Origin of the sequence: Streptomyces sp. NPDC047315, from assembly GCF_040643215.1 — a bacterium.
Taxonomy (GTDB): domain Bacteria; phylum Actinomycetota; class Actinomycetes; order Streptomycetales; family Streptomycetaceae; genus Streptomyces.
Window position 1 is genome coordinate 205,416 of the sequence record NZ_JBEYTZ010000005.1, and the last position, 18,363, is coordinate 223,778.

Annotated in this window: 13 protein-coding genes; 8 read left to right on the top strand and 5 right to left on the bottom strand. The window is 73.8% G+C overall.

The features are described from left to right. Positions 1–260: 260 nt before the first annotated feature. From ABZ842_RS07430 to ABZ842_RS07440, 3 genes are all read left to right on the top strand, one after another. On the top strand, positions 261–1,394 hold the full coding sequence (locus ABZ842_RS07430) for a CaiB/BaiF CoA-transferase family protein (protein ID WP_361533170.1): 1,134 nt from the start codon (positions 261–263) through the stop codon (positions 1,392–1,394). A 79-nt stretch (positions 1,395–1,473) separates the two neighbouring features. Continuing rightward, complete coding sequence (locus tag ABZ842_RS07435) at positions 1,474–2,694, top strand: acetyl-CoA C-acetyltransferase (RefSeq protein WP_361533173.1); 1,221 nt, start codon at positions 1,474–1,476, stop codon at positions 2,692–2,694. 38 nt (positions 2,695–2,732) lie between these two features. Beyond that, positions 2,733–4,940, top strand: coding sequence for a 3-hydroxyacyl-CoA dehydrogenase NAD-binding domain-containing protein (locus ABZ842_RS07440; RefSeq protein WP_361533176.1), 2,208 nt, complete (start codon positions 2,733–2,735; stop codon positions 4,938–4,940). Positions 4,941–5,370: 430 nt separating this feature from the next. Here ABZ842_RS07440 and ABZ842_RS07445 read toward each other — a convergent pair whose 3' ends face one another. From ABZ842_RS07445 to ABZ842_RS07455, 3 genes are all read right to left on the bottom strand, one after another. Beyond that, entirely contained in the window at positions 5,371–6,186 is an 816-nt protein-coding gene (locus tag ABZ842_RS07445) for a MerR family transcriptional regulator (protein WP_361533179.1), read from the bottom strand. Between the two features lie 116 nt (positions 6,187–6,302). Then, the gene (locus ABZ842_RS07450; protein ID WP_361533182.1) at positions 6,303–6,974 is read right to left on the bottom strand and encodes a response regulator transcription factor; all 672 of its coding nucleotides are present in this window, start codon (positions 6,972–6,974) and stop codon (positions 6,303–6,305) included. After that, positions 6,962–8,152, bottom strand: a complete 1,191-nt coding sequence (locus ABZ842_RS07455; RefSeq protein ID WP_361533185.1) for a sensor histidine kinase — start codon at positions 8,150–8,152, stop codon at positions 6,962–6,964. Before ABZ842_RS07455 ends, ABZ842_RS07450 begins: the two co-directional genes overlap by 13 nt. A 110-nt stretch (positions 8,153–8,262) precedes the next feature. Here ABZ842_RS07455 and ABZ842_RS07460 point away from each other — a divergent pair, with 110 nt between their 5' ends. Both ABZ842_RS07460 and ABZ842_RS07465 read left to right on the top strand, forming a co-directional pair. Then, complete coding sequence (locus tag ABZ842_RS07460) at positions 8,263–9,102, top strand: ABC transporter ATP-binding protein (RefSeq protein WP_361533188.1); 840 nt, start codon at positions 8,263–8,265, stop codon at positions 9,100–9,102. Further along, positions 9,099–11,528 (top strand): FtsX-like permease family protein, encoded by a 2,430-nt coding sequence (locus ABZ842_RS07465; protein WP_361533191.1) that lies wholly within the window; start codon positions 9,099–9,101, stop codon positions 11,526–11,528. The genes ABZ842_RS07460 and ABZ842_RS07465 overlap by 4 nt, the downstream gene beginning before the upstream one ends. A 161-nt stretch (positions 11,529–11,689) precedes the next feature. On the opposite strand, the gene ABZ842_RS07470 is transcribed toward ABZ842_RS07465, so the two are convergent. Further along, a complete protein-coding gene (locus ABZ842_RS07470; protein WP_361533194.1) occupies positions 11,690–12,778 on the bottom strand; it encodes a S1 family peptidase in 1,089 nt (362 codons plus the stop codon). Positions 12,779–13,108: 330 nt separating this feature from the next. Beyond that, positions 13,109–14,092 (bottom strand): sphingomyelin phosphodiesterase, encoded by a 984-nt coding sequence (gene sph, locus ABZ842_RS07475; protein WP_361533482.1) that lies wholly within the window; start codon positions 14,090–14,092, stop codon positions 13,109–13,111. Positions 14,093–14,278: 186 nt separating this feature from the next. On the opposite strand from sph, the gene ABZ842_RS07480 reads away from it, so the two are divergent. The 3 genes from ABZ842_RS07480 to ABZ842_RS07490 all read left to right on the top strand — a co-directional run bounded on the left by ABZ842_RS07480 (position 14,279) and on the right by ABZ842_RS07490 (position 18,265). Beyond that, positions 14,279–14,773 carry a hypothetical protein gene (locus ABZ842_RS07480; protein WP_361533197.1) on the top strand — a complete coding sequence of 165 codons (495 nt, stop codon included), beginning with the start codon at positions 14,279–14,281 and terminating at the stop codon, positions 14,771–14,773. Positions 14,774–15,002: 229 nt separating this feature from the next. Beyond that, on the top strand, positions 15,003–16,979 hold the full coding sequence (locus tag ABZ842_RS07485) for a Xaa-Pro dipeptidyl-peptidase (protein ID WP_361533200.1): 1,977 nt from the start codon (positions 15,003–15,005) through the stop codon (positions 16,977–16,979). Continuing rightward, on the top strand, positions 16,979–18,265 hold the full coding sequence (locus ABZ842_RS07490) for a M14 family metallocarboxypeptidase (RefSeq protein ID WP_361533203.1): 1,287 nt from the start codon (positions 16,979–16,981) through the stop codon (positions 18,263–18,265). Before ABZ842_RS07485 ends, ABZ842_RS07490 begins: the two co-directional genes overlap by 1 nt. Positions 18,266–18,363: the final 98 nt, after the last annotated feature.

Consider the following 18,363-nt stretch of genomic DNA (forward strand, 5'->3'; position numbering starts at 1 on the left):
GTCCGTGCTGCCTGGCCAATGGGTCCTCCACCGATGACGCCGTGCCCGTGCCCACGCGCCTCTCCGTCACGCGCGGGCAGACCCTAACGCGCCCGACCACCTGGGGAAAGAGCGGACGCGGCAGCCCCGCGGGCGCCGGCGATCGGGCGAGTGCCCGGCCCGGTCGCGCGGAAAGGCCGGGAAACCCTTGTAAGCGCTGAAACACGTTCTTACCATCACTGGTGTTACATCAGTTGTGTCACATCAAGGCTGGGGAATCGATGACGCCGACCTCGACGGCAGCGACAGGGAACGGCCCGCTGAGCGGGGTCAGGGTGGTCGAGTTGGCGGGCATCGGGCCCGGCCCCTTCGCCGCGATGCTCCTCGCCGACCTCGGCGCGGACGTGGTGCGCGTCGACCGGCCCGACGGCTCGGGGCTCGCCATCCCCGCCGCGTACGACCTCACCAACCGCAACAAACGGTCCGTCCTGGTCGATCTCAAGGCCGACGGCGGCGCCGAGCGCGTGCTCGACCTCGTCGAGCGGGCGGACGTCCTGATCGAGGGCTTCCGGCCCGGGGTCGCCGAACGCCTCGGTGTCGGCCCCGACGCCTGCCTCGCCCGCAACCCCCGCCTGGTGTACGGCCGGATGACCGGCTGGGGCCAGGACGGCCCCCTCGCCCAGCGCGCCGGACACGACATCGGGTACATCGCCGTCACCGGCACCCTCGGGATGATCGGCGCGCCCGACGAGCCGCCGGCCGTCCCCGCGAACCTCCTCGGCGACTACGCGGGCGGCTCCCTCTACCTCGTCGTCGGCGTCCTCGCCGCCCTCCAGCACGCCCGCTCCGAAGGCGGCACGGGACAGGTCGTGGACGCGGCCGTGGTGGACGGCGCCGCCCACCTCGCCACGATGATCCACGGCATGATGGCCGCCGGCGGCTGGCAGGACCGCCGCGGCGCCAACCTCCTGGACGGCGGCAGCCCCTTCTACGGCTGCTACGAGACCGCCGACGGCGAGTACATGGCCGTCGGCGCGCTGGAGAAGCGGTTCTACGACGAGTTCGTGCGCCTGCTGGGCATCGAGGACCAGGCCCCGTCCCGCAAGGAGTTCGACCGCTGGGACGAACTGCGCGACCTGGTCGCCGCCCGCTTCAAGTCGCGCACCCGCGCCGAGTGGACGGCGGTCTTCGAGGGCTCCGACGCCTGCGTGGCCCCCGTGCTCTCGCTGCGGGAGGCCCCGGCCCACCCCCAACTCGCCGCCCGCGCCACCTTCACCGACCACGGCGGCATCACCCAACCGGCGCCGGCGCCCCGGTTCTCCGCCACCCCCACCACGATCCGCTCGGGGCCCACCGCGCCGGGCGCGGACGCCGCGTCCGTGGCCCGCGACTGGGACCTGCCCGCCCGCCCCTAGTGCGTCTCTGCAAACTCTGCAAAGTCCCGTCTGCCCGGCGGGGAAGCGCCACGACCTCCCGATCCGAAAGGCAGTCGTCTTGACCACCGAAGCGTACGTGTACGACGCGATCCGCACCCCGCGCGGGCGCGGCAAGGCCAACGGCGCCCTGCACGGCACCAAGCCGATCGACCTCGTCGTCGGTCTGATCCAGGAGCTGCGCAGCCGCCACCCCGAGCTCGATCCGGCCGCCATCGACGACATCGTCCTGGGCGTCGTCGGACCGGTCGGCGACCAGGGCTCCGACATCGCCCGGATCGCGGCCGTTGCCGCCGGGCTGCCCGACACCGTCGCCGGAGTCCAGGAGAACCGCTTCTGCGCCTCCGGCCTCGAAGCCGTCAACATGGCGGCGATGAAGGTCCGCTCCGGCTGGGAGGACCTGGTGCTCGCCGGCGGCGTCGAGTCCATGTCGCGCGTCCCGATGGGCTCCGACGGCGGGGCCTGGTTCGCCGACCCGATGACCAACACCGCCGTCGGCTTCGTCCCGCAGGGCATCGGCGCCGACCTGATCGCCACCATCGAGGGCTTCTCCCGGCGCGACGTCGACGAGTACGCCGCACTGTCGCAGGAGCGGGCCGCCGCCGCCTGGAAGGCCGGCCGCTTCGACCGCTCCGTGGTGCCCGTGCGCGACCGCAACGGACTCGTCGTCCTCGACCGCGACGAACACCTGCGCCCCGGCACGACCGCGGACACCCTCGCCGCCCTCAAGCCCTCCTTCGCCGGCATCGGCGACCTCGGCGGCTTCGACGCCGTGGCCCTGCAGAAGTACCACTGGGTCGAGCAGATCGACCACGTACACCACGCCGGCAACTCCTCCGGCATCGTCGACGGCGCCGCGCTCGTCGCCGTCGGCACCAAGGAGGTCGGCGAGCGGTACGGGCTCGCGCCCCGCGCCCGCATCGTGTCGGCGGCCGTCTCCGGCTCCGAGCCGACGATCATGCTCACCGGTCCGGCGCCCGCCACCCGCAAGGCCCTCGCCCGCGCCGGGCTGACGATCGACGACATCGACCTCGTCGAGATCAACGAAGCGTTCGCCGCCGTCGTCCTGCGCTTCGCGCGCGAACTCGACGTCCCCCTCGACCGGATCAACGTCAACGGCGGGGCGATCGCGCTCGGCCATCCGCTGGGCGCGACAGGAGCGATGATCCTCGGCACCCTCGTGGACGAACTGGAACGCCAGGACAAGCGGTACGGACTGGCGACGCTCTGCGTCGGCGGCGGCATGGGCATCGCCACCGTCGTCGAACGCGTAGCGCCCTGACTCCCGCCGACCGCCACTGCCACCCGGAGACCGCAGCCATGACCACCACCACGACCACGACCGGTGACGCGACCACCCACCCCACCATCCGCTGGGAACGCGACGACACCGGTGTCGTCACCCTCGTCCTGGACGACCCCCAGCAGTCCGCCAACACCATGAACGAGGCGTTCCGCACCTCCCTCGCCGCGATCGCGGCCCGCCTGGAGGCCGAGCGGGACACCGTCCGCGGCATCGTCGTCACCTCGGCCAAGAAGACCTTCTTCGCCGGCGGCGACCTCAAGGACATGATCAAGATCGGGCCGGCGCAGGCCCGGCAGGCGTTCGACGTCGGCATGGAGGTCAAGCGCGCCCTGCGCCGGATCGAGACCCTCGGCAAACCCGTCGTCGCCGCGATCAACGGCACCGCGCTCGGCGGCGGTTACGAGATCGCGCTCGCCTGCCACCACCGCATCGCCCTCGACGCCCCCGGCGCCAAGATCGGCCTGCCGGAGGTCACCCTCGGGCTGCTGCCCGCAGCCGGCGGCGTCACCCGCACCGTACGCCTCCTCGGGATCGCCGACGCCCTGCTCAAGGTGCTCCTCCAGGGCACCCAGTACGCCCCGCGGCGCGCCCTGGACAACGGCCTCGTCCACGAGGTGGCCGCCACCCCCGACGACATGCTCACCAAGGCCCGCGCCTTCATCGACGCCCACCCCGAGTCGCAGCAGCCCTGGGACGTCAAGGGGTACAAGATTCCCGGCGGCACCCCCTCGTCGCCCCGGTTCGCCGCCGAACTGCCCGGCTACCCGGCGAACTTGAAGAAGCAGACCGGCGGCGCGCCCTACCCGGCGCCGCGCAACATCCTGGCCGCCGCCGTCGAGGGGTCCCAGGTCGACTTCGAGACCGCACAGACCATCGAGGCCCGCTACTTCACCGAGCTGGTCACCGGACAGACCGCCAAGAACATGATCCAGGCGTTCTTCTTCGACCTCCAGGCGGTCAACTCGGGCGCCAGCCGCCCCCGCGGCGTCGAGCCGCGCCGGGTGCGCAAGGTGGCCGTGTTGGGCGCCGGGATGATGGGCGCCGGCATCGCGTACTCCTGCGCCCGCGCCGGGATCGACGTCGTCCTCAAGGACGTCTCCGCCGAAGCCGCCGAGCGCGGCAAGGCGTACTCGCAGAAGCTGCTCGCCAAGGCGCTGTCCCGGGGCCGCACGACCGAGGTCAAACGGGACGCCCTGCTCGCCAGGATCACCCCGACCGCGGACGTCGCGGACCTCGCGGGCTGTGACGCGGTGATCGAAGCCGTCTTCGAGGACACCGCGCTGAAGCACAAGGTCTTCCAGGAGGTCCAGGAGGTGGTGGCGCCCGACGCGCTGCTGTGCTCCAACACCTCCACCCTGCCCATCACCGCGCTCGCCGAAGGCGTGGCGCGCCCCGCCGACTTCGTCGGCCTGCACTTCTTCTCACCGGTCGACAGGATGCCGCTGGTGGAGATCATCAAGGGCGACGGCACCGGCGACGAGGCGCTGGCCCGCGCCTTCGACCTGGTGCGGCAGATCAACAAGACCCCGATCGTGGTCAACGACTCCCGCGGCTTCTTCACCTCGCGGGTCATCGGCCAGTTCATCAACGAAGGCGTCGCCATGGTCGGCGAGGGCGTCGAGCCCGCCTCGATCGAGCAGGCCGCGGCGCAGGCCGGCTACCCCGCCAAGGTGCTGTCCCTGATGGACGAACTCACCCTCACCCTGCCGAGGAAGATCCGCCGCGAGGCGCGACGGGCGGTCGAGGAGGCCGGCGGCACCTGGACCGCGCACCCGGCGGAAGCGGTCGTCGACCGGATGGTGGACGAGTTCGGCCGCCCCGGACGCAGCGGGGGAGCGGGCTTCTACGAGTACGGCGAGGACGGCGCCCGGGGCCGCCTGTGGCCGGGGCTGCGTGAGCACTTCACCCGGCCCGACGCCGACGTCCCGTTCGTCGACCTCCAGGAACGAATGCTCTTCTCGGAGGCGCTGGACGCCGTCCGCTGTCTGGAGGAGGGCGTCCTGACCTCGGTCGCCGACGCCAACATCGGCTCCATCATGGGCATCGGCTTCCCCGCGTGGACCGGGGGCGTGCTCCAGTACGTCAACGGCTACGAGGGCGGGCTCCCCGGCTTCGTCGCCCGGGCGCGCGTCCTGGCGGCCCGCTACGGGGAGCGGTTCGAGCCGCCGGCACTGCTGGTGTCGAAGGCGGAGCGCGGCGAACGCTTCACGGACGCGCCGTAGCCCGCGCCCCCGAAGCCCCTCGCGCCCCTTCCGACGGGTCCGCCTGCCGCCGCCTCGGCGGGCGCGGTTCGCCGTGCGGCGAGCTGGGTCGGTTGCGTCCGCGCCCCGGTGGTGGGCTGATCGCGCAGTTCCGCCCCCTGTGCCCTGCGGGCACGGGGGGACCCCCAGCGTCCCTGAGCGCCGTTCTCCTACAGGAACGTTGCCGTCCGCGGCCCGGTGGTGGGCTTGTCGCGCAGTTCCCCGCGCCCCTGTTTCGCTGCCCCCGTCACTCGTCTGCGGGCCGTGGGTGGGCTTGCCCCGGGCACCCGCAGATACACGACGGGCTGAGCGAATCAGGTGGCGTGGGGGGCGGAACTGCGCGACCAGCCACAGACGGCCCGCAGAGACCAACGCACCCGGCAGGGAAACGGCGGGACGTCGCGGGCCAGCCCTAGCTTTCCTCGTCGTGCCGCTGGTGGCCGTCCGGCGTGAAGGCGGTCCGGAGCTCCTCCTTCAGCGAACGGTGGAACGCGGTCACCAACGCCTGCACCACCAGCGGACGCACGGTCGCGGACAGCGCGCGCATCGCCTCGGCGCGCTCCGCCTCGCCCCGGGGCCGGCCGTCGTCCTCCTCCCGGTCCCGGTACGGGGGCCACACCTCGTCCCGGAACAGCCGGGTCAGCTCGTGCGCCACCGAGCGGGTGTGCTCCACGAGGACGGTGCGGGCCGCGAGGATCGTCTCGTACGTGATCGGGACGTCCAGCAACTGCGCGCCGAGCCGCAGCAGGCCCGGGTCGACCCGGTAGGTGCCCGGCGCCCCGTCGCGCTCGCGCTCCACGGCGCCCATCGCGACCAGCCGTTCGACGTCGCCTTCGTCGAGCGCGCGACCGAGCCGCCGTTCGACCTCGGCGTGCGTGGCCACCTCGGCGGAGTCCGGCATCCAGGACGCCACCAGCGCCCGGTGGATCGCCAGGTCCTGCGCGCTCAGGTCCCCCGGCAGCTGCTCCAAGTACCGCTCGACGGCGGACAGCGTCATGCCCTGGCGCTGCAACTCCTCGATGAGCGCGAGGCGCGACAGGTGCTCGGCGCCGTACCGACCGACCCTTCGGGGGCCGATCGCCGGCGGCGGCAGCAGCCCGCGGGTGCCGTAGAAGCGGATCGTCCGCACGGTCACTCCGGCCCGGGCCGCCAACTCGTCGACCGTGAACGTCGCCCCGTCGCCGTCGGGGGAGCCCGGGGCCGAGGTCGCGGCGGTGCCGATAGCCATCCCTGCGCCTCACTTTCCCCTTCGCGGTGCAACAGTATTGCTGTCTCACCACTGCTGTGAAAGCCCCCCACCTGGCCGCAGACGCCAACCTCGCGCACCGCACGGTGCAACCGCGCTCACGCACCCGGGGGCGTACCCGTGCCGCGGAGGTACGCGAGGACCGCGCGGACCCGGCGGTGGTCGTCCGCGGCCGGGGGGAGGTCGAGCTTGAGAAGGATGCTCGCGATGTGCTTCGCGACCGCAGCATCGGTGACCACCAGCTCCCTGGCCACCGCCGCGTTCGAGCGGCCCTCGGCGATCAGGCCGAGCACCTCGCGCTCCCGCGGAGTCAGTCGGGACAGCGGGTCGCGGCGGCGCGCCAGGAGTTGGCGCACCACCTCGGGGTCGACGACCGTGCCCCCCTCCGCCACCCGCGCGACCGCGGCCACGAACTCCTCGACGTCGCCCACCCGGTCCTTGAGGAGGTAGCCAGTGCCGGCCCGGTGCCGGGAGGCGACGAGTTCGTCCGCGAACGTCTGCTCCACGTACTGGCTGAGCACCAGCGCCCCCAGCGACGGCTGGAGCCGCTGCAGCTCCCGCACCGCGCGCAGACCCTCGTCGCTGAAGCCCGGCGGCATGCGGACGTCGGCGATCACCACGTCGGGCCGGTGTTCGAGGGCCGCCGCCACCAGCGAAGGGCCGTCCCCGACGGCCGCGGCCACCGTGTGGCCGAACCTCTCCAGGAGCCCCACCAGCCCCTCCCTCAGCAGCACCGCGTCCTCGGCGATGACCACGGTCAACTTCCGCACGGCACGGCCTCCCCGGACGTCCCCACCGGAATCTCCAACCGCACCAGCGTCGGCCCGCCGGCGGGGCTGGACAGCAGCATCCGGCCGTCCACCGCGGCCACCCGGTCCGCGAGGCCCGTCAGCCCGGAGCCGCCGTCCGGCGACGCCCCGCCGCGGCCGTCGTCCCGCACCTCCACCACCAGCGTGCCCGCGTCGACCCGGCCGCTGATGCGGCAGCGGGCCGCGCCGCTGTGCCGCGCCGCGTTGGTCAGCGCCTCCGTCACGGCGTAGTACGCGGCGACTTCGACCGTCGACGGCAGCCGTCGCGCCAGGCTCAGGTCCAGGTCGACGGGGACTGGGGAGCGGCCGGCCGCGTCCCGTACGGCGGCTGGCAGCCCCCGCTCGCTCAGCACCTGCGGATGCACCCCGCGGATCAGCTCGCGCAGCTCCGCCAGGGCCTCCTTCGCCATCCGGTGCGCATCGGCGACCTCCTGCGCCGCGCGCGAGCCGGGCGGCAGGTCGAGCCCGGCGAGGCCGAGCTTCATCGTCAGGGCCACCAGCCGCTGCTGCGCCCCGTCGTGCAGGTCCCGCTCGATGCGGCGGCGCTCCGTCTCGTACGCGTCCATCAGCCGCGCCCGGGAGCGCCGCACCTCACGCAACTCGCCCTCGCGCGGCACCAGCACTGCCCGGGCGACGGCAGCCCGCGCGCCGGCCCACGCGGTGAGCGGGTACGCGGCCACCGGCAGCAGCAGGACGCCCGCGACCGGTCCCGCCACCGCAGCCCACGACGGTGCGGTGGGCTGCAGGGGCGCGGTGAGCAGCACCCCGGGGATGCCGGCCGCGACGAGCAGCAGCGACAGGTCCACCCACCCCACGGCGAGTACGGACAGGGCGCCGTACCCCACCGAGCGCCAGCCCCCGCCACGGCCGTCACCCGCCGGGTCCACCAGGCGCAGCCTGCGCAGCTCCAGCGGCCCGGACAGGGCCGCGACGAACGCGAGCACGGCGACCGCGCCCGAGGCCGCCGTCACGGCCCCGATGCGCGGCCCCGCCGCGACGAGCCCGCCGACGGCCACCCAGGCAGCCATCCCGAGCACCCCGCCGGACAGCAGGTACCCGATCGAACGCCAGGGCCAGGACGTCAGCAAGAAGCGCAGCGGCTGCCGGGTCAGCGCCTCCAGGGCGGTGCGGTGGACCATCCCGCGACCGTAGCCGCGCCCCGCACCCCTGCGCAGTAGTGCCAGGTGTAGTACGAGGACTAGCCCGGCCGCCCGTGTGCCGAGCGGGCCGTACGCGGTGGACTTCGACCATGCCCAGCACAACTCACCAGAGCCAGACCAAGACCGCGACCGCGGCACACCCCGTCGAACTGCAGGCACTCACCCGGCGCTACGGCACCGGTGACGGGGCCGTGACCGCGCTGGACGGGGTCAGCCTCGACTTCGTCCGCGGCACCCTCACCGCCGTCATGGGCCCGTCGGGCTCCGGCAAGTCGACGCTGCTGCACTGCGCCGCCGGCCTCGAACGCCCCTCGGCCGGCCGGGTCGTCCTCGACGGCACGGACCTGACCGGGCTCGACGAGACCGGGCTCACGCTGCTCCGCCGCGACCGGGTCGGCTTCGTCTTCCAGGCGTTCAACCTGGTCTCCGCGCTGACCGCGGAGGAGAACGTCGCCCTGCCGCTGCGGCTCGCCGGGCGCCGGCCCGATCCGACGGCCGTGGCCGTGGCGCTGGCCGAGGTCGGCCTCGCCGACCGGGCACGACACCGGCCGAGCACCCTGTCCGGCGGGCAGCAGCAGCGCGTCGCCATCGCCCGCGCGCTCATCGGCGACCCGGCCGTCCTGTTCGCCGACGAGCCCACGGGCGCCCTCGACACCAAGACGTCGTGGCACGTGCTGACGCTGCTGCGCGGACTGGTGGACGAGCGCCGACAGACCGTGATCATGGTGACGCACGACCCGGTAGCGGCGTCCTTCGCCGATCGGGTGGTGTTCCTCGCGGACGGGAAGGTCGCCGACGAGACCCGCTCCCGTACGGCGGCCACCACCATCGCCGCCCGCACGGCCACCCTGGAAGCCGGCGCGGGCGGCGGCCGGGAGGCGGAGCGTACGGAGCCAGGAGCGCGCTCGGAGTCGGGGGCCGGCGCGTGAAGACCTCCCTCGCCTTCCTGCGCGAACGCCGGAGCGCCTTCGTCGGCTCGTTCACCGCCCTGTGCCTGGGCGCGGCCGTCCTCGCCATGAGCGCCCTGGTCCTGCTCTCCGGCGGCAGCGGCGTGCCCGAGCGGTACGCCGGCACCCCGGTGCTCGTCCAGAGCGGACCGCTGGATCAGGCCACCTTCCACGAGGCCGCGCCCTTCGCGCCCGCTGCCGTCCGGCGCCTCACCAGTGACCTTGCGGGACTGCCCGGCGTACACGCCGCCGTCCCCGACCGCTCCTTCTACGCCCAGGCCGTCGACGGCCCGCGCCCGCTCGACGAGCAGCGCGCCGGGGACCGGCTCGGCCACGGCTGGTCGAGCGCCGCCCTCGCCCCGTACCGCCTCGCCTCCGGCCGGGCGCCGCGCGCCGCGGACGAGGTCGCACTCGACCGTTCCCTCGGCCTCGCCACCGGTGCGCGCACCACCCTCCTCACCGCGGACGGCCCCGCGCCCTTCACGGTGTCGGGCACGGTCGACGGGCCCGGCTACTACCTCACCGACGCCCGTGCCGCCGAACTGTCGGGCGGAGTACGGGTCATCGGGTTGCGCCTGGAGGAGGGCGTCGACGCCGACGCCGTCGCCGCGGGTGCCGCCCGGGTCGTCGGCGACGACGGCCGGGTGCTGCGCGGCGAAGGGCGCGCCGACCTCGCGCCGGGGGAGGACGAGAAGACCCGGTGGATAGGCGGCCAGGTGGTCAGCGCGATGACCGGGCTCTCCGCCTTCGTCACCGTCTTCGTCGTCTCCTCCGCCTTCGCGTTCACCGTGCTGCGCCGCCGGCGCGAGTTCGGACTGCTGCGGACGGTCGGCGCGACCCCGCGTCAGGTCCGGCGCACGGTGTACGCGGAGGGGCTGGCCATCGGCGCCTTCGCCGCCGCCGTCGGCACCCTGATCGGCACCCTCGGCGCGCCCGTGCTCGGGGACGTCCTGGTGGACGCCGGGTTCCAGCCGCGCGGCTTCGCCGTCGTACAGCGGCCCTGGGCGTCCGCGCTGGCCTTCCTGGCGGGCGTGGCGGTCGCGTTCGCCGGGGTGTGGACGGCGTCGCGCCGGGCCGCCCGCATCGGTCCCATGGAGGCGCTGCGCGAAGCCGCCGTCGACGACCGGCCGCTGCCGCCGTGGCGCCGCAACACCGGGCTGGCCGCCACCCTGCTCGGCGTCGGCGCGGCCGTCGGCACCGCGTCCGCCGCGCCCTCCGACATGATCGCTCTCGCCCTCGTCACGGCCGCGGGACTGATCACGGGCGCGGCCCTGCTGATGCCGGCGTTCGTACCGCCCCTGGTGCGGCTGGCGACCCGGCCCTTCCGCCGCGCCAAGGGCGCCACCGCCGTCCTGGTGCGGTCCGGCATGCTGGCCGCCGTGCGCCGCACGTCGTCGACCGTCGCCCCGGTGCTCGCCACGGTCGCCTTCACCGTGCTGATCACGGTGAACACCGCCACCACGGCGCAGTCGTACGCGGACCGGGACGTGGCGTCCGTACGGGCCGATGCGACCGTCGTGCCGGACGGGACGCCCGGTCTGACGGACGCCGAAGTCTGCCGGATCACCGGTTCGCCGATCGTGCCGACCGTGCTGTACGCGGGTCCCGAGCGCGCCCCGGTCGAGGCCGTCGGCGTCGATCCGACGTCGTACGCCGCGGTCCACGGGTTGCCCGGCGACGGCCTCGCCGCGCTGCGGGGGCCTGGCGATGCCGTGGTGGTCTCCCGTTCCGGCCTCGCCGCCTTCGGCGCCGGCGAGGGCGACGCGGTCCCCGTCACCTTCGAGGACGGCACCACCCGCACCCTGCGGATCGCGGCCGTGCTCGACGACCGGGCACTGCCCCACGCCGCGGTGCTCAGCCGTGCCGTGGTGCGCGCCCACGACCCGTCGGCGCTGACCGCGGCCGTGCACCGCACGGGCCCGCCGGTCGAGGTCCGCGGCGGCCGGGAGACCGCGGTCGAGGAGTTCGGGGGCCGCGACGACGCGGCGGAGGATCGACTGGTGCGGGTCTTCACCCTGCTGCTGGTCGCCCTGTCGGCCGGGTACACCGGCATCGCGGTGGCCGGCACCCTGCTGATGTCCACCGCGGACCGCGTCCCCGACCTGCGGATCCTGCGCCGCTCCGGTGCGACGGTCCGTCAGGTGCTCGGGGTGCTGGCCGTGGAGAGCGTCCTGGTCGTCGCCATCGGCACCGTTCTCGGCGCGCTGGTCGCGCTGCCGTCGCTGCTCGGCATCCGGGCCGGGCTGAGCGGGACGTTGGGCGTTCCGGTCGCCCTGGTGGTGCCCTGGCCGCCGATCCTCGTGACCGTGGCGGCCACCTTGCTGATCGCCCTGCTGGCCACGGTCCTCCCGGCGGCGCGGTCCCTGCGTACGAAGGACGGCGCACCGGACGTGCGGACCACGAGCTGAGCCGCAGGCTTACGGCGACGAACGGCGACGAACGGCGACGAACGGCGACGAACGGCGCTGGGCGGGGCCCGATGGGGACCCCGCCCAGTGTGTCGTGTCCTGCCGCGCCGCGCAGGGCGGCGCCGGTCACTCCCGTTCGCTCGTTCCCTGATCAGTACGGCTCAGTACACGCTCACTCCGTACGCCGCCAGCGCCTCACGCACGGGCTGGTGGATCGCCGAGCCGTTCGTGCCCGAGCAGCCGGAGCTGCCGGAGTGGATGCCGAGCGCCGTGCCGCCCGCGAAGTGGGCGCCGCCGCTGTCGCCGCCCGCGGAGCAGGCCGTGGTGCGGACCATGTTGTAGACCGGGCCCTCGCTGTAGTTGACGGTCACGTTCACCGCCGTCACCACACCGCTGGTCACCCGGGTCGTCGAGCCGCTCTTCTGGAGCGACTGGCCGACGATCGCGTCGGCGGCTGCGGAGATGTCCTGGGAGCTGCCGTTGTAGAGGTTCACGGTCCCCGGCGGCACGTCGGTGCCGCTGTAGCGGACCAGCCCGTAGTCGTTCGTGGGGAAGCTGGTGCCCTCCCGGGTGCCGATCGACGGGCCGCCGGAGGTGGCGGACCAACTGCTGGCCACGTTCGTGCAGTGGCCGGCGGTCAGGAAGTACCGGGCCGAGCCCTTGACCACGTTGAAGGCCGCGGAGCAGCGGTAGCCGCCGCCGTAGATGGCGTCGCCGCCCTGGACCTCCTTGGTGAAGACCCCGGGCACCCGCTCGACGCGCACCGCGTCGCCGAGCGAGGCGGCGACGGCGCGCAGCTTCGCCAGGGAGCGGGCGGAGAGGGACTGGTCCGCCTCCACGACGACCTGGTTGCTGGCGGGGTCGATGCCCCAGGAGGTCCCGGTGATCTTCGCCCGGGACTCCAGGGCGCCCATCGCGTCCTCCAACTGCGCCGTGGAGCGCGCCACGACCTCGGCGCGGGCGCCCGCGGCGCGCACCTGGGAGGCGGCGGTCGCATCGGTGACGGTGACGACGAGTTCACCGGTCTCGGCGTCGAGGTAGGTGCCGGCGGTGCGTTCGCCGAGGCTGCGTTCGAGCTGGGCGTCGAGTGCGTACTGACTGGTGGACGCGGTGACACCGGGCCCCGGGGGCGGGGTGGGGGCGACCGCCGTCGGTGGCGGCGCGGCGGACGCGGCCGTGGTGCCGAGTCCGGCGAGGGGCAGGGTCAAGAGGACGGACAGGCAGATGCGCGCGCTGAGCGTGCGTCTCATGGGGGGCTTCTCCTTCGCAGGTATCCGTGGGGTGGATTGTGGGGGTTCACGAAGTTCGGTGCGAACGGGAAGAAGGGTGCTCCGCCCGATCAATGTGGCATGCCCCTGTCATTCAGACAAGGGCGCGTCGACGCGTGCCGCGCGCCCCCAAGGGCCGGTAACGGGCCGTCAGGACGCCTCCCCCGGACGGCCGCAGACGGGCCGCCAACCGGGTGCGGTGCACTCCCGCCCGCCCGTACCGCCAGCGAGGTGAACGCGCCCCGTTCGTCGAACCGTTCGTCGCCCCGGTTCGTCGACCCGCTCGCCGCCCCGACCGTCGGCCCGTGCGTCCTACCGTCCGGAGCCCACCACGGGGTAGTGGTCCGACAGATCCGTGTACGTGTACGTCCGACCCCAACTGGAGACCGTCCAAGGCGCGGTCCGCTCCGCCACCACGTCATTGGTCCACCCGGCCGGACGCGCGTGCCCGGCGCGGTGCAGCACGTGGTCCAGGTCCTCGCTCGGCGTGCCGGGGTAGCGGTCCGCGGCGATCGAGTTCCGCGCGGTGTCGAAGGAGTACGGGTGCCCGGTCCGGCTCGCGGGCGCGACGAGCCCCGCGTCCGCGAGCATGGTGGCGAACTCCGGCGTCCGGGTGTCCACGTTCAGATCGCCCGCCACCACGACCTGCTCGGACGCCGGGATGCCCTTGGCGTCCAGGAAGGCGTCGAGCTCGCGGAACTGGCTGCTGCGCACCTTCGCCGCCTCGCCCGCCGCGCAACCCGGATCGGTGGACTGGGCGTGGGTGCCCACCACGTGCACCCGGGCGTCGCCCACCTGGAGCACCGCGTACACGAACCCCTTGTTCGACCACCAGTCCGAGCCGCACGCGTCCTTGAAGACGTACTGCTCCTTGCGGACCACGGGCCACTTGCTGAGCACGGTGACGCCGCCGTCCTCGGGCGTGGTGGCCGAGTACGAACCGCGCGTGGCGTCCCAGCCGCTCTTGCCGCGCCCCAGCACCGGCGTCTGGTGCGGGTACTGCGCGGCGGCCGTGCGCTGGAGCTGGTCCGACGTGCCGTTGTCGAACGCCTCCTGGAGCACGACGACGTCGTTGCCGCGGAAGAACGGCGCCGCGGGGATCGCCGCGGCCCGGTGCTCCTGTCCCCAGTTCGGATAGAGGGTGCGGCTCATCAAGAACGCGTTGTACGTCAGCACCTTCAGCTCCGGTGCCGCCGGCGCGGCGGCTGCCGCCGGCGACGCGGTGCCGGCCAGTGCGGCGGCGCCGAGGGTGAGGGAGAGGAGGGGGGAGAGCAGGGCGACGGCGGTACGGCGGATGCGGGGGCGGCGCGGCACGACGGCTCCTGGAGGCGGTGGGCGTAAGAGGGGACGCCGACCATCCAAGCAGCCGTAGTTACCGTCAGGTAATGAGTAGGTGCCCACTTCCTTGCCGCAGCGGTACGATCGTTTCGGCACGCCGACGCGGCAGCACGCTCCAGACCCGGACAAGACAGGACGAACACCTTGAATGACAAGCTGCTCCCCCTCGACATCGGTCCGCTCAACCCCACCGGGTGGGGCCTCGTCGTGGGTTTCGTGGCCTTCGCCATCGTCTACGCGGTGCTCGCCGGCCGGCTGCTGCCCCGCGCCGCGGCCATCATCGCCGAGCGTGAGGCCAAGACCCAGGGTGTGATGGACGCCGCCGACGAGGTGCGCACCGAGGCGGAAGAGGTCCGCGCCCAGCGCGAGGCCATCCTCGCCGAGGCGCGCCACGAGGCCGCCCACACCCGCCAGCAGGCGCACGAGGAGGGCACCGCCCTGATCGCCGCCGCCCGTGCGGAGGCGCAGCAGGAGAAGGAGCGCATCCTCGCCGAGGGCGCCGCGGCCATCGAGGCCGAGCGCGTCGTCGCCGAGGCGGCGCTGCGCGCCGACGTCGACGCGTGGGGCCACTCGCTGGCCGAGCGCATCGTGGGCGAGCCCGTGCCGGCTCCGTCCCAGAGCCGCCGCGCCTCCGAGTGACCTGCGTCACCCGCTGCCGAGTCGGCGGCGGGTGAGCGAACCCCCTGCGGCGCCCCGAGCCTGACGGCCGGGGCGCCGCAGTCGTGTGTCCGGCCCCGTTGCTCCACCTCGCCACTGCCGCCGCGCGCCGGCCCGCGTTCCGACACAAACACCACGTACGCCCCACCCGCCGCACGGACCACCCGATGGCCCCCTGTTGCCGGGCAGTTCGCGGGAGTACGGTCCGGCCATGTCGATACGTGCGCGGGGCCCCCGCATGACGTACAGATCGCTCACCACGGCGGCGCTCGCCGCCCTGATGGCCATGACGCTCTCCCCGACGGATGCGCAGAGCGCACCCGCGCGGGAGAGCAGACCCGTCTACTCCTACCCCGACGCGATCCGCGAGTCCGTCTGGGTGGACACCCGGCTCGACGGCGACGGCGACGGCCGCACCGACCGGGTCGCCGTCGACGTCGTCCGCCCGAAGGAAGCCGCCCAGCAGGGCCGCCGCATCCCCGTGATCATGGACGCCAGCCCGTACTACGCCTGCTGCGGGCGGGGCAACGAGAGCCAGCGCAAGACGTACGACGCCCAGGGCAACCCCGTCCAGTTCCCGCTCTACTACGACAACTACTTCGTCCCCCGCGGCTACGCCTTCGTCGCCGTCGACCTCGCGGGCACCAGCCGTTCCGACGGCTGCGTGGACGTCGGCGGCCGGTCCGACGTGCTGTCCGCGAAGGCCGTCGTCGACTGGCTCAACGGCCGCGCCCGCGGCTACAGCAGCCGCACCGGCGGCGAACGCGTCCGGGCCGACTGGTCCACCGGCAAGACCGGCATGATCGGCAAGAGCTACGACGGCACGGTGGCCAACGGCGTCGCCGCCACCGGCGTCGAGGGCCTGGAGACCATCGTCCCCATCGGGGCGATCTCCTCCTGGTACGACTACTACTTCGCCAAGGGCGCCCCGCTGTACGGCTCCGGGCCCGACTGGCTCTCGAACTACGTGGAGAGCCCCGAGGCCCGCCAGCGCTGCGGCGCCGTGCAGCAGCGGCTGGTCGACGGCGCCCCGCGCACCGGCGACCGCACCCCGCTGTGGGCCGAGCGCGACTACGTGCCCGACGTCGACGAGGTGAAGGCCAGCGTCTTCGCGGTGCACGGCATGCAGGACCTGAACGTCCGCATGAACCACTTCGGCCAGTGGTGGGACGCCCTCGCGGAGGCCGGGGTCGAGCGTAAGGTGTGGCTCTCGCAGGTCGGCCACGTCGACCCGTTCGACTTCCGCCGCGCCGAGTGGGTCAAGACCCTGCACCGCTGGTTCGACCACTACCTCCTCGGCTACGACAACGGCATCGACGACGAGCCCATGGCGGACGTCGAGCGCGCCCCCGACCAGTGGTCCACCGACCGCGTCTGGCCGCCGCGCGAGACCCGGACCACGGCCCTGCGCCCCGACAGCGGCCAGGTCCCGGGGGTGGGCACCCTCTCCCTGAAGCCGGCCCGCCCCGGCGCCGGCGAGACCTTCACCGACGACCGCACCCTCGACGAGACCGACTGGGCCGCCGCGATCGACCGCTCGACGCCGGCCAAGGCGGGCTTCACCACCCGCCCCCTCAGCCGTGACCTGAGGCTGTCCGGCTCGTCCAAGGTGCAGGTGACCGTCACCCCGACCACCACCACCGCCCATCTGTCCGCCGTCCTCGTCGACCTCGGACCGGACACCATCCGCGACTACGCGGCAGCCGGCGAAGGCATCACCACCCTGCCCGAACGCACCTGCTGGGGCGCGAGCACCAGCGGCGACAGCGCCTGCTACAAGGAGACCGCGGCGCGCACCAAGGCCGTCGACTACACCGTCTTCAGCCGCGGCTGGGCCGACCTCGGCAACTACGCGTCGAACGACACCGGCCGCCCGCTGATCCCCGGCAAGCCGCACACCATCACGCTCGACCTGCACGCCAGCGACCACGTGGTGCCCGCAGGACACCGACTCGCCCTGATCGTCGCCGGCACCGACCGCGACCTGATCGAACCGCCCGCCAGCACCCCCACCCTCACCGTCGACCTCGCCAAGACCTCGGCCCAGCTGTCGATCGTCGGCGGCACCAAGGCGTTCCAGCGGGCCACGAAGGGCGCACCGGCGCAGGTCGCACCGCGCGAGAGCGGACTCCTCGACGGCGTCTCCGAGCCGCGCCCGATCCGCCCGATCCCCGGAGGCACCCGCTGATGTACCCCCGTATCCGCACCCTCGCGGTGAGCGCCGCGGCAGCCGCGCTCGGCGCGACCCTGCTCACGGCACCCGCGCAGGCGGCCCACGACGGCGCCCCGCCGCGCAGCGGCTTCGAGACCAGCGGCGGCACCCGCTGGACGAGCCTCGCGGAGGAGCAGCAGTTCCTCGCCGCCGTCGACCGGGGCAGCGACCGCGTCCGGCTCAGCCGGATCGGCACCACCAAGCAGGACCGACCGCTGCAACTGGTCCACATCGGCAACCGGCGCGCCGAGTCCACCGTGCTGATGATCTGCTCCCAGCACGGCGACGAGCCCGCCGGCCGGGAGGCGTGCCTGTCGACGATCCGCGACCTCGGCCACGCCCGGGACCGCGAGACCCGCCGCTTCCTGGAGCGCACCCGGGTCCTCGTCGTGCCCACCGCCAACCCCGACGGCCGTGCCGCCGACACCCGGGGCAACTCCGACGGCGTGGACGTCAACCGCGACCACCTCGCCCTGAAGACCGCCGAAGGCCGGGCGATCGCCGCCGTACAGCGCGACCAGCGCCCGGACGTCATCTACGACCTGCATGAGTACAGCGCAACCCCGCGCTACTACGACAAGGAGCTGACCGACCTCTGGCCGCGCAACCTCAACACGCATGCGGACGTCCACCGGGAGTCGAAGGCGCTGTCGGAGCAGTACGTCCGCCCCGCCGCGCACGAGGAGGGGTACCGCACCGGCACGTACGGCATCTGGACCGACCCCGTCACCGGTGAACCGATCCGCCAGGTCGCCGGCGACGGCCAGGAGCGCATCCTGCGCAACGCCTCCGGCGTCAAGAACGCCCTCGGCCTGCTGATCGAGAGCCGGGTGGACGCCCAGACCGCCGAAGAGCAGGCCGACGCTTCCGTGAACAACCGGCGCCGGGTGGACAGCCAGCTCGCCGCACTCGACGGGCTGTTCGCCTTCGCCGACGAGCGGCGCGGTCGGGTCGAAGCGGCGACGAACGCCGCCCGCCTCGCCGGCTTCCGGGACCGGGGCCCGGTGTACCTCGGCGGCGCGGACAACGACCCCGCCACCGCCGAGGAAACGCTGGCCGACCCGCCCTGCGGCTACCGGCTGGACGCCGCCCAGTACGCGGACGTACGGGACGAACTCGCCCTCCACGGCGTGCTGTCGCGCCCCAGTGGCGACGGCGCGTGGGTGCCGCTGCGGCAGTCGCAGCGACAGCTCGTCCCGCTGCTGCTGGACGCGCGTGCGACGTATCACCTGACAAAGGGGCAGCCCGTCACCGCCTGTTGAGCGAGGCGGCACACGCCACCTGTGGTAGGGGATAGCTGAGGCAAACAGTGCATAGGTGCTGAACCTCACTTGTCTCCTGAAAGGTGCACTCGTGTCGC

What these genes read in the sequence shown, in the direction of transcription:
- ABZ842_RS07430 (WP_361533170.1), top strand. Translation starts at nt 261, where the DNA reads ATGACGCCGACCTCGACGGCAGCGACAGGGAACGGCCCGCTGAGCGGG.
- ABZ842_RS07440 (WP_361533176.1), top strand. Translation starts at nt 2,733, where the DNA reads ATGACCACCACCACGACCACGACCGGTGACGCGACCACCCACCCCACC.
- ABZ842_RS07445 (WP_361533179.1), bottom strand. Translation starts at nt 6,186, where the DNA reads ATGGCTATCGGCACCGCCGCGACCTCGGCCCCGGGCTCCCCCGACGGC.
- ABZ842_RS07455 (WP_361533185.1), bottom strand. Translation starts at nt 8,152, where the DNA reads ATGGTCCACCGCACCGCCCTGGAGGCGCTGACCCGGCAGCCGCTGCGC.
- ABZ842_RS07460 (WP_361533188.1), top strand. Translation starts at nt 8,263, where the DNA reads ATGCCCAGCACAACTCACCAGAGCCAGACCAAGACCGCGACCGCGGCA.
- ABZ842_RS07470 (WP_361533194.1), bottom strand. Translation starts at nt 12,778, where the DNA reads ATGAGACGCACGCTCAGCGCGCGCATCTGCCTGTCCGTCCTCTTGACC.
- ABZ842_RS07485 (WP_361533200.1), top strand. Translation starts at nt 15,003, where the DNA reads ATGTCGATACGTGCGCGGGGCCCCCGCATGACGTACAGATCGCTCACC.
- ABZ842_RS07490 (WP_361533203.1), top strand. Translation starts at nt 16,979, where the DNA reads ATGTACCCCCGTATCCGCACCCTCGCGGTGAGCGCCGCGGCAGCCGCG.